The following is a 14884-nucleotide window of genomic DNA, read 5'->3' as shown; positions in this document are numbered from 1 at the left end:
ACAGCGCGCATTTCTTCCGCGCAAAAGCAAAACCCCCGCCTCTTCGAGTACGGGGTCTTGGTACGGCTTAGGGTGTCTGGCAATGACCTACTTTCACACAGGTAATCTGCACTATCATCGGCGCTAAGGTGTTTCACTGTCCTGTTCGGGGATGGGAAGGAGTGGGACCACCTCGCTATGGTCGCCAGACTTTAACGGGTTAACTCGTTGCACTTACTACTCTGCAACGCGTTCAGTTCAATAGAAGAAGTAATATATTACTTTGTACTGCTTGTTTCTCAAATTCAGCTCTAATCTTGGGTAGATTATACCGTCGCACACACGCGCTTCAGGTTATAGGATCAAGCCTTACGGGCAATTAGTATCGGTTAGCTTAACGCATTACTGCGCTTCCACACCCGACCTATCAACGTCCTGGTCTCGAACGACCCTTTAAAAGGCTTAAAGCCTTGGGGAAATCTCATCTTGAGGCGAGTTTCGCGCTTAGATGCTTTCAGCGCTTATCTCTTCCAGATTTAGCTACCCGGCGATGCCACTGGCGTGACAACCGGTACACCAGAGATCTGTCCACTCCGGTCCTCTCGTACTAGGAGCAGCCCCCCTCAAATTTCCAACGCCCACTGCAGATAGGGACCAAACTGTCTCACGACGTTTTGAACCCAGCTCACGTACCACTTTAAATGGCGAACAGCCATACCCTTGGGACCGGCTACAGCCCCAGGATGTGATGAGCCGACATCGAGGTGCCAAACTCCGCCGTCGATGTGAACTCTTGGGCGGAATCAGCCTGTTATCCCCGGAGTACCTTTTATCCGTTGAGCGATGGCCCTTCCATTCAGAACCACCGGATCACTATGTCCTGCTTTCGCACCTGCTCGACTTGTCTGTCTCGCAGTTAAGCCGCCTTATGCCATTACACTATCAGTACGATGTCCGACCGTACCTAGGCGACCTTCGAGCTCCTCCGTTACAATTTGGGAGGAGACCGCCCCAGTCAAACTGCCTACCATGCACGGTCCCCGATCCGGATAACGGACCAAGGTTAGAACCTCAAAGGGGTCAGGGTGGTATTTCAAGGACGACTCCACACAGACTAGCGTCCATGCTTCAATGTCTCCCACCTATCCTACACAAACCACTTCAAAGTCCAATGCAAAGCTACAGTAAAGGTTCACGGGGTCTTTCCGTCTAGCAGCGGGGAGATTGCATCTTCACAAACATTTCAACTTCGCTGAGTCTCAGGAGGAGACAGTAGGGCCATCGTTACGCCATTCGTGCGGGTCGGAACTTACCCGACAAGGAATTTCGCTACCTTAGGACCGTTATAGTTACGGCCGCCGTTTACTGGGACTTCAGTCAAGAGCTTGCACCCCATCATTTAATCTTCCAGCACCGGGCAGGCGTCACACCCTATACGTCGTCTTTCGACTTTGCAGAGTGCTGTGTTTTTGATAAACAGTCGCAGCCCCCATTTCTCTGCGACCCATGTCAGCTCCAGCCGCAAGGGCCTTCACCTAATATGGGCTCACCTTCTCCCGAAGTTACGGTGATAATTTGCCGAGTTCCTTCTCCTGAGTTCTCTCAAGCACCTTAGAATTCTCTTCCTACCCACCTGTGTCGGTTTGCGGTACGGTCAATATAAAGCTGAAGCTTAGAGGCTTTTCTTGGAAGCATAGGATCAATCACTTCAGTCCGAAGACTTCGTCGTCACGTCTCAGCGTTAAAGCAGCCCGGATTTGCCTAAGCCACACGCCTACTCGCTTAAACCCACTATTCCAACAGTGGGCTGACCTACCTTTCTCCGTCCCCCATCGCACTTTATATCGGTACGGGAATATTAACCCGTTGTCCATCGACTACGCATTTCTGCCTCGCCTTAGGGGCCGACTCACCCTGCGCCGATGAACGTTGCGCAGGAAACCTTGGGTTTTCGGTGTGCGGGCTTTTCACCCGCATTATCGCTACTCATGTCAGCATTCGCACTTCCGATACCTCCAGCATCCTTCTCAAGACACCTTCGCAGGCCTACGGAACGCTCCTCTACCATATGCACATCGTGCATATTCGCGTCTTCGGTTATCAGTTTGAGCCCCGTTACATCTTCCGCGCAGGACGACTCGACCAGTGAGCTATTACGCTTTCTTTAAATGATGGCTGCTTCTAAGCCAACATCCTGGCTGTCTATGCCTTCCCACCTCGTTTTCCACTTAACTGATTATTTGGGACCTTAGACGGCGATCTGGGTTGTTTCCCTCTTGACCATGGACGTTAGCACCCACAGTCTGTCTCCCATGCTCGCACTTGACGGTATTCAGAGTTTGCCATGGTTTGGTAAGTCGCGATGACCCCCTAGCCATAACAGTGCTTTACCCCCGTCAGTGATACATGAGGCACTACCTAAATAGTTTTCGAGGAGAACCAGCTATTTCCAAGTTTGTTTAGCCTTTCACCCCTATCCACAGCTCATCCCCTAATTTTGCAACATTAGTGGGTTCGGACCTCCAGTGCGTGTTACCGCACCTTCATCCTGGCCATGGATAGATCACTTGGTTTCGGGTCTACGCCCAGCAACTATGCGCCCTATTCGGACTCGGTTTCCCTACGCCTCCCCTACTCGGTTAAGCTTGCTACTGAACGTAAGTCGCTGACCCATTATACAAAAGGTACGCAGTCACCCCATTTTGCAAGGGCTCCCACTGTTTGTATGCATCCGGTTTCAGGTTCTATTTCACTCCCCTCCCGGGGTTCTTTTCGCCTTTCCCTCACGGTACTGGTTCACTATCGGTCGATGATGAGTATTTAGCCTTGGAGGATGGTCCCCCCATCTTCAAACAGGATTTCTCGTGTCCCGCCCTACTTGTCGCATGCTTAGTACCAACCAATCTTTTTCGTGTACGGGGCTATCACCCACTGTCGCCAGACTTTCCAGACTGTTCCACTAAAGTTTGATTTATCACATGCAGGCTCTTCCCATTTCGCTCGCCACTACTTTGGGAATCTCGGTTGATTTCTTTTCCTTCGGCTACTTAGATGTTTCAGTTCGCCGAGTTCGCTTCTCATGACCTATGTATTCAGTCATGGATGACCCAAAAGGGCCGGGTTTCCCCATTCGGATATCACGGGATCAATGCTTATTTGCCAGCTCCCCCGTGCTTTTCGCAGGCTAACGCGTCCTTCTTCGCCTATCATCGCCAAGGCATCCACCAGATGCACTTAGTCGCTTGATCCTATAACCTCAAACACGTATCAACAAAGTTAATACAATTCGAAGTATCTGATTTCGCTTTGTTTGCGACATCGATTATTCAGTTCTGACTTCGAACAATCGATTTTGATACAATCTACCCTTATTTATTTCTAAATTTGAGTATTACTTCTTCTATTTTTTTAAAGATCAAGTTACTGTCTTGCTGATTTTAGAAACCAGAATAAATGTGACTTTATTAAATCACATCAATTCTGAATCCTAATCAACAATCCCTAAACCTACAGTCGATGAGTGTGAGTACTCAATCCAAAAGTCTTCTCTTGAAAGGAGGTGATCCAGCCGCAGGTTCCCCTACGGCTACCTTGTTACGACTTCACCCCAGTCATGAATCCCACCGTGGTAAGCGGCCTCCTTACGGTTAGCCTACCTACTTCTGGTGAAACCCATTCCCATGGTGTGACGGGCGGTGTGTACAAGGCCCGGGAACGTATTCACCGCGACATGCTGATCCGCGATTACTAGCGATTCCGACTTCATGGAGTCGAGTTGCAGACTCCAATCCGGACTACGATCGGTTTTATGAGATTAGCTCCACCTCGCGGCTTGGCAACCCTCTGTACCGACCATTGTATGACGTGTGAAGCCCTAGCCATAAGGGCCATGAGGACTTGACGTCATCCCCACCTTCCTCCGGTTTGTCACCGGCAGTCTCCTTAAAGTGCCCAACTAAATGGTAGCAACTAAGGACAAGGGTTGCGCTCGTTGCGGGACTTAACCCAACATCTCACGACACGAGCTGACGACAGCCATGCAGCACCTGTGTATTGGTTCCTTGCGGCACTCCCCAATCTCTCAGGGATTCCAACCATGTCAAGGCTAGGTAAGGTTTTTCGCGTTGCATCGAATTAATCCACATCATCCACCGCTTGTGCGGGCCCCCGTCAATTCCTTTGAGTTTTAGCCTTGCGGCCGTACTCCCCAGGCGGTCTACTTCACGCGTTAGCTGCGTTACTAAGGAACGAATTCCCCAACAACTAGTAGACATCGTTTAGGGCGTGGACTACCAGGGTATCTAATCCTGTTTGCTCCCCACGCTTTCGTGCATGAGTGTCAGTATTAGCCCAGGGGGTTGCCTTCGCCATCGGTGTTCCTCCGCATCTCTACGCATTTCACTGCTACACGCGGAATTCCACCCCCCTCTGCCATACTCTAGTTGACCAGTTTGCAATGCAATTCCCAGGTTGAGCCCGGGGCTTTCACATCACACTTAATCAACCACCTGCGCACCCTTTACGCCCAGTAATTCCGATTAACGCTTGGACCCTACGTATTACCGCGGCTGCTGGCACGTAGTTAGCCGGTCCTTATTCTTCCGGTACTGTCATCCCCAATGGATATTAGCCACTAGGATTTCCTCCCGAACAAAAGCGCTTTACAACCCGAAGGCCTTCTTCACGCACGCGGCATTGCTGGATCAGGCTTGCGCCCATTGTCCAAGATTCCCCACTGCTGCCTCCCGTAGGAGTCTGGACCGTGTCTCAGTTCCAGTGTGGCGGATCGTCCTCTAAGACCCGCTACAGATCGTGGCCTTGGTGAGCCTTTACCTCACCAACTAGCTAATCTGATATCGGCCGCTCTAATAACGAGAGGTCTTGCGATCCCCCTCTTTCCCCCTCAGGGCGTATGCGGTATTAGCTATCCTTTCGGATAGTTATCCCCCATTACTAGGTACGTTCCGATATATTACTCACCCGTTCGCCACTCGTCAGCGGTGCAAGCACCCTGTTACCGTTCGACTTGCATGTGTAAAGCATGCCGCCAGCGTTCAATCTGAGCCAGGATCAAACTCTTTAGTTTAATCACTAAGCTAGTACTTACTGACTTACTTTATTCGGCACATCCATCGCTGAATGCACCTTACTCATGTAAGCACTTGTTTCGCTTCCGAATCAAGCACTCACACTCATCGACTGTATTTTTTTAAAGATCGCCTCGTCTGTGACATCACCGTGTTGCTGTGTGTGCTGCAGCGAGAGGCCGAAATATACGGCCCTAGGCCTGTGACGTCAACCACTAGCATGCAATAAAATTGTAGTAATACGCTAAGTAGTTGATTTATATCAAACACAAATGTGTATTAAAAAAGCAAACAAGCCGCACCTTCCTGCGGCCCGTTTAAAATAGAAGTAATGTTCGGGTATATCGTGTTTTATATAATGATTCCGCCGCCCAAGCAGACCTCTCCGTCATACAGCACGACCGATTGCCCCGGTGTAACGGCCCACTGCGGCTCATCAAAGCGTAACTCACAACGCCCATCGTCTATCCAGACCAACTCACATGCGGCATCTTGCTGGCGGTAACGTGTTTTCGCAGTGTAGCGCCCCAGCGCAGGCGACTCACCTAATACCCAGGAAAGATCTTGTGCCTGCAAAGTGTTTTTAAGCAGCAAAGGATGATCATGCCCCTGCACCACGATCAGCTCATTTTTAGCCATATCCTTTCCTGCAACAAACCAAGGCGCGCCCTCTCCTCCAATCCCCAAGCCCTGACGCTGACCAATGGTGTGGTACATCAGCCCCATATGCTCACCCATAAGTTGACCTTCAGGCGTAACCATAGGCCCTGGCACTTTAGGTAAGTAGCGATTAAGAAACTCACGGAACGGGCGCTCGCCAATAAAACAGATCCCGGTACTGTCTTTTTTCTTGGCGTTGTGCAGGCCAATTCTCTCTGCCAACTCACGCACTTCTGTTTTCAGCATATTGCCCAACGGGAACACCGCATGGGCAACTTGCTCTTGGCTAAGTTTATACAAGAAGTAACTTTGATCTTTGCTGCTGTCTTTAGCGCGAAGCAGCTCTGTACGACCATCCGGGCGCACCCGGCTTGAGGCATAGTGCCCCGTTGCCAGCTTAGTGCCGCCTAATTTAATGGCGTAATCAAGGAAGCATTTAAATTTGATTTCACTATTACAGAGGATATCCGGATTAGGCGTGCGACCCGCCGAGTACTCTGCCAAAAAATAACTGAATACCCGCTCTTTATACTCTTGAGCAAAATTGACCAGCTCAATCTCAACACCTACTTTATCTGCCACCGAGATCGCATCCAGACTATCTTCTTTGATTGAACAATACTCATCGGTATTATCATCTTCCCAATTTTGCATAAAGACGCCAACCACGTCGAAGCCCTGCTCCTTTAATAGCCACGCCGTTACAGAGGAATCTACCCCGCCAGAAAGGCCTACTACAATTTTGTCAGACATACTTATATTTCCAGTAAACAAACTACGATCATTTCAACGATCAAAATCACGCAAGATTTCCAGCGGATAACGACGCCCCGCCAAATAATCATCAATACATGCCAATAACAGGGGGCTACGGTGCTGCTCGGAGCGTGCCACGATCTCATCCCGCGTCAGCCACACGGCCTGCTCAATATCCACATCTAAAACACGGCCGCGCTCAACGCCAGCCAAATCACCAGCAAATGCAAAACGAAGATATGTTAACTCTGGTCGCCCTGGTGGCGACCACTGATACATTCCAATTAAGAAACGAGGCACAAAATGATAGGCCGTTTCTTCCAATGTTTCGCGAATCGCCGCCTCAACAATACTTTCACCATACTCAATATGCCCAGCGGGCTGGTTAAGCTTTAACTCTCCCTGAATGCGCTCCTCAACTAATAAAAACCGCCCCGCTTCTTCAATAACAGCAGCAACTGTTGCATTAGGCTTCCACATTAACGTCCCCCTCAAGGAATAAATTAGCGCGTTTTATTGGGTCCACGACGGCCACGCTGTTTAGGCTTGCTTGGCTCAGCCACAGCATGAACGGGCCGAGGAGCTGCAACCGTCTCAGCCCGCCAAGTCCCCAAAGGCAAAGAATCTAAAGACCAATCACCAATTGCGTAGCGAACCAATCTCAATGTTGGAAAGCCCACCTTGGCCGTCATACGCCGCACCTGGCGATTTTTGCCCTCTCTAATAATAATTTCCAGCCAAGTTGTTGGCACACTTGCCCGGTAACGGACAGGCGGCACACGAGGCCATAAATTTGCAGGCTCATCAATGACACGTACCTGCGCGGGCTGAGTAATAAAATCGCCCAAATCCACGCCCGTCAGCAAAGGCTGTAAATCTGACAAACTCGGGCTACCCTCTACCTGCACCCAATATGTTTTAGGCAATTTATGCTTAGGGTCGGCAATTTTCGCCTGCAAAGGCCCTGAATCCGTTAAAAGCAACAAGCCTTCTGAGTCAGTATCTAAACGCCCTGCTGGATAAACATCCTTAATAGGAACAAAATCAGCCAGCGAAGCATGCGGTGGCGAAGGGGAGAACTGACAGATCACCCCGTAAGGTTTATTTAAAAGTATAAGCTGAGGCATAGCGGCTTGGCAGTATTGCTACAAAACAGCGATAATAGGCTGTTTTTTCGTCGGCGCCCCACAAGAAATTCACAATACCAGCCGACGAAATGCGACAAACCACTCGACACAACAGGAATACACAGATGAGCCTGATCAAAGTTCCGCAAGATGGCGCGAAAATCGTCCAAAACCTTGCGACTCCAGATAATCCGATTATCCCGTTCATCGAAGGCGACGGCATTGGTGTAGATATCACCCCGGTCATGATCGACGTTGTCGATGCTGCGGTAAAGAAATGCTACGGTGGCGGCCGCAAAATCCACTGGATGGAAATCTATTGTGGTGAAAAAGCCTCCAAATTGTATCCGGATGGCACTTACCTGCCCGAAGAAACATTAGCGGCACTGCAAGAATATGTTGTATCGATCAAAGGCCCGCTGGCAACACCAGTTGGAGGTGGCATCCGCTCACTGAACGTAGCACTGCGTCAACAACTTGATCTTTATGTTTGTCTGCGCCCGGTTCGTTACTTCCAGGGTGTTCCTTCCCCTGTTAAGCACCCAGAACAGATCGAAATGGTTATTTTCCGTGAAAATACCGAAGACATCTACGCAGGCATCGAGTGGGACGCACAATCGGAAGGCGCTAAAAAAGTCATCGACTTCTTGCAAAATGAAATGGGCGTGAAGAAAATTCGCTTCCCAGAATCATCAAGCATCGGCATCAAACCCGTAAGCAAAGAAGGTACCGAGCGCTTAGTACGTCGTGCAATCCAGTACGCAATCGACAACAACCGCAAGAGCGTTACCCTTGTTCACAAGGGTAACATCATGAAATACACCGAAGGCATGTTCCGCACTTGGGGCTACGAATTAGCCAAGAAAGAATTTGGCGGTGTAGAAATTGATGGCGGCCCATACCTTGAACTGCCAAACGGCATCGTCATTAAAGATGTAATTGCTGATGCATTCTTGCAGCAAATCCTCTTACGTCCAGCTGAATACGATGTAATTGCAACACTCAACCTGAATGGCGATTATATTTCTGACGCCTTAGCAGCACAGGTAGGCGGCATTGGAATTGCTCCGGGCGCCAACTTATCTGACAGCGTTGCCATGTTTGAAGCAACGCACGGCACAGCGCCAAAGTATTCCGGCCAGGACAAAGTAAACCCAGGCTCGCTACTGCTTTCTGCTGAAATGATGTTGCGTCATATGGGCTGGAAAGAAGCTGCCGACCTGATTATCGCCGCGATGGAAAAAACCATTGCCGACAAGATTGTTACTTACGATTTTGCCCGCCTAATGGACAATCCTACAGAAGTAAGCTGCTCAGGCTTTGGTAAAGCAATTATTGAACGTATGTAGTAATACTAACTCCGGCAAACTAGCCAGATCTAACCCCGCTTCGGCGGGGTTTTTATTTAATCAAAACGATGATGCACAAACCACAGACGTGAAAAAACCCCGCCTTGGCGGGGTTTTTGATCACCAGCGGCTAATTAAGCAGCTTGGATGTTAGAGGCTTGTTTGCCTTTAGCACCATTGGTGATGTCGAAAGAAACGCGTTGGCCTTCTTTCAGAGTTTTGAAGCCTGGCATGTTGATCGCTGAGAAGTGAGCGAAAATGTCTTCGCCGCCTTCGTCTGGAGTAACAAAGCCGAAGCCTTTAGAATCATTGAACCACTTTACGGTACCTAGAGCCATTTTGGCACTTCCTATCTAAACGATGAAACATGGACCACCTCAGAAATGAGGCCCGGTTAAGGGATTGGTCCGAAAAAACCCGCGTGAGCGGGATACCATATCACCTAGCTGAGATTAAGCAGCTTGGATGTTAGAGGCTTGTTTGCCTTTAGCACCATTGGTGATCTCGAAAGAAACGCGTTGGCCTTCTTTCAAGGTTTTGAAGCCTGGCATGTTGATCGCGGAGAAGTGAGCGAAGATGTCTTCGCCGCCTTCGTCTGGAGTAACAAAGCCGAAGCCTTTAGAATCATTGAACCACTTAACAGTGCCCAGAGCCATTTGGGGTCTTTCCTATCAACTTGTAAAACATGAACCGCCTCGAAGAGGCACCATGAGGTTTGAGGTCCAAGACCAGCAAAACGGCCAAACCGGTACTGCAGAAACTTGTACATCAAACTCGAGCCACCTTTTTACGCGACTTTTACACCGGAGGTCAAGTAAAATTCTAAAAATAGATGCTTATACTCAATAAAAAAACCACAATAAAAAAGAGCAGGCACGCCATCTACCCATCTTCATGCAGATCAGAGCTTGAAAAAGAACAGGGGCGGACCAAAATGATTATAAACCACACGATATGGTAGAAAAATGCCTGCACAGCATCAAACCGATGCCGAACTTAATCAGCAATCGACACTCTCACCACCACCCGCTTTGTGGCGTGTACTTCTGCTAAACGATGACTTTACACCGATGGATTTTGTCATCAATGTATTAGAAAAATTTTTCGGAATGAACCGTGAACGAGCAACGCAGGTTATGCTTAAAGTTCACACAGAGGGACGCGGAATGTGTGGGGTCTTCCCCAAGGACATTGCGTCCACCAAGGTCGCAGAGGTCAGCCAGTATTCCAGGCAACATCAGCAACCACTGCAATGCACAATGGAGGTGAACGAATGATTGCCCAAGAACTAGAAGTCAGCCTCCACATGGCCTTTACGGACGCGAGGCAAAAACGCCACGAATACATTACCGTGGAACATCTTTTACTTGCACTGCTTGATAACCCTTCAGCAGCTGAAGTGTTACGCGCTTGCGGTGCACACATGGACGAGCTGCGCCGCCAGCTGGGTGATTTTGTAAAAGAGCACACCCCAGTTGTGTCTGGAGATGGTGAAGTTGAAACACAGCCAACCATAGGCTTTCAGCGTGTCATTCAACGCGCCATCCTGCATGTGCAGTCTTCGGGTAAAAAAGAAGTTACCGGGGCCAATGTACTCGTCGCCATTTTTGGTGAAAAAGACAGCCACGCTGTTTATTACCTGCACCAACAAGCCATCACCCGCCTGGATGTGGTGAACTTTATTGCTCATGGCATTGCAAAATCGGCCAACGCCCAGCAGCCGATTCCGCGCACAGAGCAAAATGAAGAACACGAAGAAGAAACAACAACAGGGGGCGCGCTCAGCAGCTTTACTGAAAACTTAAACCAACAGGCTATCTCCGGACGTATTGATCCTCTGATTGGTCGTGAGCACGAATTAGAGCGCGTGATTCAAACGCTCTGCCGCCGCCGCAAAAACAACCCACTCCTCGTGGGGGAAGCTGGCGTAGGCAAAACGGCGATTGCAGAAGGGTTGGCCCGCCGGATTGTTGAAGGCAATGTACCGGATGTGCTTAAAGATGCCACTGTATACGGACTGGATATGGGTGCGCTTCTGGCGGGCACCAAATACCGTGGTGATTTTGAGCAACGTTTAAAAGCAGTAATCAAACAGCTTCAGGAAGAGCGCAATGCGGTGCTGTTTATCGATGAGATTCACACACTGGTGGGTGCTGGAGCAGCCTCTGGAGGCACGCTGGACGCATCTAACCTGCTTAAGCCTGCCTTATCTAACGGCTCTTTGAAATGCATAGGCGCAACAACCTACACCGAATACCGCGGCATTTTTGAGAAAGATAACGCTTTATCACGCCGCTTCCAAAAAATCGATGTACCTGAGCCAACAGTAGAACAAACGATTGAAATCCTTAAGGGGCTGAAAGATAAGTTTGAGCAACACCATGGCGTGAAATACACACTGGCAGCGCTGACAACTGCAGCGGAACTTTCTGCAAAATACATCAACGATCGTCATTTGCCAGACAAAGCCATTGACGTAATCGATGAGGCCGGAGCGGCGCAAAAAATCCTGCCAAAATCGAAACAAAAGAAAACCATCAATAAGCACGAGATCGAAGAAATCGTTGCAAAGATTGCACGGATTCCGCCCAAGAGTGTCTCTACAGATGACCGTAACACGCTAAAAACACTTGAGAGCGATCTTAAGCATGTTGTGTTTGGTCAGGAAAAAGCGATTGAATCTGTGGCCACCTCTATCAAGATGGCTCGTGCGGGTTTAGGCAACCCACAAAAACCAATTGGTGCGTTCTTATTTAGCGGCCCCACAGGAGTTGGCAAAACAGAAGTGGCTCGTCAGCTTGCCTATACGATGGGCATTGAATTGCTGCGCTTTGATATGTCCGAGTATATGGAGCGCCATGCAGTAAGCCGCCTGATTGGTGCACCTCCGGGATATGTTGGCTTTGAGCAGGGCGGTTTACTGACAGAAGCAATTACCAAGCACCCTTACGCAGTTTTGTTGCTGGATGAAATCGAAAAAGCTCATCCGGATATCTTTAACGTGCTGCTACAAGTGATGGATCATGGCACGCTTACAGATAATAACGGGCGCAAAGCTGACTTCAGAAATGTAGTTATCGTCATGACAACGAATACGGGAGCAGAAACGCTCACAAAATCGGTCATCGGCTTTACCAGCAGCAAGCAGACTGGGGATGAGATGCAAGAAATTAAGCGCATGTTCACACCAGAATTCCGCAACCGTCTGGATGCAATTATTCCTTTCGCCCCACTCTCGCATGAAATTATTATGCAAGTTGTGGATAAATTCCTGATTCAGCTCGAAGTCCAGCTACAGGAAAAGAAAGTAGAAGCACATTTCACCCCGGCCTTGAAAACACATCTTGCTGCCGAAGGCTTTGATCCATTAATGGGAGCAAGGCCAATGGCCAGATTAATTCAAGACACCATCCGCAAGGCGCTGGCCGATGAATTACTATTTGGCCGCTTAATTCATGGTGGTGAAGTTACAATTGATATTGATGATGATGGAAAAGTCAGCTTAGAAATCCCTAATAAAATAGCGATACCTGCCTGATTCTCCTAAACAAAAAGCCCCTTCTCATTTCAAGAAGGGGCTTTTTTATTCCAAACCCAATAAGAATTAAACCTGTTGTTGCACCACAACGGTTTGTGCAGGCATAGGCACTGGAAACCCAGCTGCAGCAAGGCTCTCTTTAATAGTGCGATTGGTATCAAAATAAACCTGCCAATAGTGATCATTATGGCAATACGGGCGCACCACCAAGACCGGGCCAACCAAATTAAACTCAAGAATTTCTACATCGACCTTGGGCTCTGCAAGCACATTCGGAATCGCAGCAATCTTTTCGCGCAAAACCTGCATCGCTGCTACATGATCTGTACTTCCGGCCAATTGTGCTTTTAAATCAACCCGACGAAATGGATTCAAGGTGAAGTTTTGAATATTATCGGAAAAAATTTTATTGTTTCCGATTAATGTCATTACATTGTCTGGCGTATTCAGCATGGTAGAGAACAAGCCAATCTCACTGACTGTGCCTACGATGCCTGCTACGGCAACAAAATCCCCCACTTTAAATGGACGTAAAACAATAATAAATGCACCCGCAGCAAAATTAGCCAGCAAGCCAGACCAGGCCATCCCAATTGCAATACCACCGGCAGCAATTAAAGCTGCAAAGGTCGTGGTTTGAATACCGCAATACCCCAGAATGCCAATGACTAAAAGTATATTCAGTGTAACCGTAATGACAGAACCCACATAACGCAAAACGGTTGGATCTACCTTCTGCTTACCTAAAGAACTTTGTACTAAACGTACTGCTAAGCCAATTAACCATCTGCCGATTACCCAAAAAGCAATTGCAGCAATGATTTTCACACCAAACTCAGCCACATAGCCCATGGCAAGATCCTGGTATTTTTGCGCCCACGTTGCATCCATTCTCTATCCCCAAAAGCCGCCAGACGGCGGGTTAATTATGAGGTTAGCATACAGCGATTGCGCTTATGAACGAGAACCACGCGGATGGTGTTCTTTATGCAACGATTTCAAACGAGCTGTCGCGACATGAGTATAAATTTGTGTGGTTGTAATATCTGCATGCCCCAATAGCATCTGCACCACACGTAAATCCGCACCATGATTTAACAAGTGGGTGGCAAATGCATGCCGTAAAACATGAGGGCTTAAATGTTTGTTATCAATTCCAGCAGCAGCTGCATATTGTTTAATGATGTACCAAAAACCCTGGCGAGTTAATGCATGCCCCCGCTGATTTACAAAAGCTTCTGCCACCTGATGCCCCCCCACCAGGGCTGGCCGAGAGTGCGCTAAATATTGCTCAACCCAATCGGCTGCCACCTCCCCCATCGGCACTAAACGCTGTTTGCCACCTTTACCAGCCAATATCTGCACATAGCGTTCACGTAATTTAATCTGCCCCAAAGGCAAAGTAACCAGCTCAGTAACCCGTAAACCGGTTGCATACATCAACTCCAGCATGGCTCTGTCTCTCAGACCACTAGCCTGATCAATCTCCGGCGCTTGCAAAAGCGCTTCTATCCTTGCTTCATCCAACGCCTTTGGCCAAGGGCGCACTCGCTTAGGAGCCGTTAGCTCCGCAGTTGGATCAAAACCAGCCTGCCCGGATAAAATCCAGTGCCGGTAAAATTTTCGCAAGCTGGCCATACGCCTAGCCAAAGTTGCAGCCTTCATATCACGCGCCTGCCTAGCCAAAAAGGCTTGAACACACTCCCGGTCTGCAGCCAGCAAATTGCATTTACGCTCTGTTATTAGCCAATGAGCCCAAATCAGTAAATCACGACGATAGCTGTCAATTGTATTCTTAGATAACTGATCACTAAGCCATACACCATCCAAAAACTCATCAATCAATACCAGCTGTTCATCCATAAGGTCTTCGTTCATATTTCAACGCCCTCATGCTTCAGCAACCAGCGCTTAATTGGCAACCAGTCCACACCATTGCGGCCAGCGTTAAAACCACCTAAACCTGCAGCGGCCACAACCCGATGACAAGGGATTAGCAAAGGTAAAGGATTACGCCCACAAGCACCACCAACAGCACGAGGGCTTGAATGAATTCGCCTAGAAATTTCTGCATAGGTTTGCAGCTGCCCAACAGGAATCGTCGCTATTTCATCCAAGACCTTACTCTGATGCTCACTGACAGACAAAGCCCAAGGTAAATCAAAAATAAAAAAAGGATCCTGGAAATAAGCCGCCAACTGATAAGCAGCATTCTGCAGCAAAGTGCCATGAGCCATCTGCATAGGAGCAGAGAAGGGAAGAAATTCGACTAAAACAAGACGCTCATTACTCTCGGCCAGACCAATGGGGCCAACAGGGCTGGAAATAACGGCATAACGATCGGTACTTTCGATACGCATAACAAATCCAGATGTTATGGAAACGAAA

The 14884-nt window shown here is 48.7% G+C and carries 11 protein-coding genes and 3 rRNA genes; 3 read left to right on the top strand and 11 right to left on the bottom strand.

The genetic code is table 11. The features are described from left to right. Window positions 1-74 precede the first annotated feature (74 nt). The 6 genes from rrf to DYD62_RS22945 form a co-directional block, all read right to left on the bottom strand. Window positions 75-189 (bottom strand): 5S ribosomal RNA (gene rrf / locus DYD62_RS22970). A gap of 148 nt (window positions 190-337) precedes the next feature. Beyond that, window positions 338-3227 (bottom strand): 23S ribosomal RNA (locus DYD62_RS22965). A gap of 304 nt (window positions 3228-3531) precedes the next feature. Beyond that, window positions 3532-5065, bottom strand: a 16S ribosomal RNA gene (locus DYD62_RS22960). Together the 16S, 23S and 5S rRNA genes form the textbook arrangement of a ribosomal RNA operon. 352 nt (window positions 5066-5417) lie before the next feature. Further along, window positions 5418-6479: a tRNA 2-thiouridine(34) synthase MnmA gene (mnmA, locus tag DYD62_RS22955; protein WP_172476537.1), complete on the bottom strand. Its 1062-nt coding sequence runs from the start codon at window positions 6477-6479 to the stop codon at window positions 5418-5420. A gap of 33 nt (window positions 6480-6512) precedes the next feature. Then, entirely contained in the window at window positions 6513-6962 is a 450-nt protein-coding gene (locus tag DYD62_RS22950) for an NUDIX hydrolase (protein ID WP_115230182.1), read from the bottom strand. A 23-nt stretch (window positions 6963-6985) separates the two neighbouring features. Further along, entirely contained in the window at window positions 6986-7609 is a 624-nt protein-coding gene (locus tag DYD62_RS22945) for a pseudouridine synthase (protein WP_115230181.1), read from the bottom strand. Between the two features lie 125 nt (window positions 7610-7734). Here DYD62_RS22945 and icd point away from each other — a divergent pair, with 125 nt between their 5' ends. Further along, on the top strand, window positions 7735-8958 hold the full coding sequence (gene icd, locus DYD62_RS22940) for an NADP-dependent isocitrate dehydrogenase (protein ID WP_115230180.1): 1224 nt from the start codon (window positions 7735-7737) through the stop codon (window positions 8956-8958). 134 nt (window positions 8959-9092) lie between these two features. Here the strand turns inward: icd and DYD62_RS22935 are convergent, their stop codons facing one another. Both DYD62_RS22935 and DYD62_RS22930 read right to left on the bottom strand, forming a co-directional pair. Next, window positions 9093-9296, bottom strand: coding sequence for a cold-shock protein (locus tag DYD62_RS22935; RefSeq protein WP_046351602.1), 204 nt, complete (start codon window positions 9294-9296; stop codon window positions 9093-9095). A 114-nt stretch (window positions 9297-9410) separates the two neighbouring features. After that, a complete protein-coding gene (locus DYD62_RS22930) occupies window positions 9411-9614 on the bottom strand; it encodes a cold-shock protein (RefSeq protein ID WP_046351601.1) in 204 nt (67 codons plus the stop codon). Window positions 9615-9923: 309 nt separating this feature from the next. Here DYD62_RS22930 and clpS point away from each other — a divergent pair, with 309 nt between their 5' ends. Next, complete coding sequence (gene clpS / locus DYD62_RS22925; RefSeq protein WP_046351600.1) at window positions 9924-10235, top strand: ATP-dependent Clp protease adapter ClpS; 312 nt, start codon at window positions 9924-9926, stop codon at window positions 10233-10235. Next, window positions 10232-12496: an ATP-dependent Clp protease ATP-binding subunit ClpA gene (clpA, locus tag DYD62_RS22920; protein ID WP_115230179.1), complete on the top strand. Its 2265-nt coding sequence runs from the start codon at window positions 10232-10234 to the stop codon at window positions 12494-12496. The genes clpS and clpA overlap by 4 nt, the downstream gene beginning before the upstream one ends. Window positions 12497-12562: 66 nt before the next feature. Here the strand turns inward: clpA and DYD62_RS22915 are convergent, their stop codons facing one another. The 3 genes from DYD62_RS22915 to DYD62_RS22905 form a co-directional block, all read right to left on the bottom strand. Then, window positions 12563-13387, bottom strand: coding sequence for a mechanosensitive ion channel family protein (locus tag DYD62_RS22915; RefSeq protein WP_115230178.1), 825 nt, complete (start codon window positions 13385-13387; stop codon window positions 12563-12565). A gap of 63 nt (window positions 13388-13450) precedes the next feature. Beyond that, entirely contained in the window at window positions 13451-14374 is a 924-nt protein-coding gene (gene xerD, locus DYD62_RS22910; protein WP_115230177.1) for a site-specific tyrosine recombinase XerD, read from the bottom strand. Continuing rightward, window positions 14371-14856 carry a methylated-DNA--[protein]-cysteine S-methyltransferase gene (locus tag DYD62_RS22905; RefSeq protein WP_115230197.1) on the bottom strand — a complete coding sequence of 162 codons (486 nt, stop codon included), beginning with the start codon at window positions 14854-14856 and terminating at the stop codon, window positions 14371-14373. Before DYD62_RS22905 ends, xerD begins: the two co-directional genes overlap by 4 nt. Window positions 14857-14884: the final 28 nt, after the last annotated feature.

Source organism: Iodobacter fluviatilis (assembly GCF_900451195.1).
GTDB lineage: Bacteria > Pseudomonadota > Gammaproteobacteria > Burkholderiales > Chitinibacteraceae > Iodobacter > Iodobacter fluviatilis.
The sequence above is the reverse complement of the archived record's forward strand: the minus strand, read 5'-3'. Positions and strand labels throughout refer to the sequence as shown.

Bases quoted from the DNA above. Each gene is read 5' to 3' on its own strand.
- clpS (WP_046351600.1), top strand. From the start codon at position 9,924: ATGCCTGCACAGCATCAAACCGATGCCGAACTTAATCAGCAATCGACA.
- DYD62_RS22905 (WP_115230197.1), bottom strand. From the start codon at position 14,856: ATGCGTATCGAAAGTACCGATCGTTATGCCGTTATTTCCAGCCCTGTT.
- mnmA (WP_172476537.1), bottom strand. From the start codon at position 6,479: ATGTCTGACAAAATTGTAGTAGGCCTTTCTGGCGGGGTAGATTCCTCT.
- clpA (WP_115230179.1), top strand. From the start codon at position 10,232: ATGATTGCCCAAGAACTAGAAGTCAGCCTCCACATGGCCTTTACGGAC.
- DYD62_RS22935 (WP_046351602.1), bottom strand. From the start codon at position 9,296: ATGGCTCTAGGTACCGTAAAGTGGTTCAATGATTCTAAAGGCTTCGGC.
- DYD62_RS22930 (WP_046351601.1), bottom strand. From the start codon at position 9,614: ATGGCTCTGGGCACTGTTAAGTGGTTCAATGATTCTAAAGGCTTCGGC.
- DYD62_RS22945 (WP_115230181.1), bottom strand. From the start codon at position 7,609: ATGCCTCAGCTTATACTTTTAAATAAACCTTACGGGGTGATCTGTCAG.
- DYD62_RS22915 (WP_115230178.1), bottom strand. From the start codon at position 13,387: ATGGATGCAACGTGGGCGCAAAAATACCAGGATCTTGCCATGGGCTAT.
- DYD62_RS22950 (WP_115230182.1), bottom strand. From the start codon at position 6,962: ATGTGGAAGCCTAATGCAACAGTTGCTGCTGTTATTGAAGAAGCGGGG.
- xerD (WP_115230177.1), bottom strand. From the start codon at position 14,374: ATGAACGAAGACCTTATGGATGAACAGCTGGTATTGATTGATGAGTTT.
- icd (WP_115230180.1), top strand. From the start codon at position 7,735: ATGAGCCTGATCAAAGTTCCGCAAGATGGCGCGAAAATCGTCCAAAAC.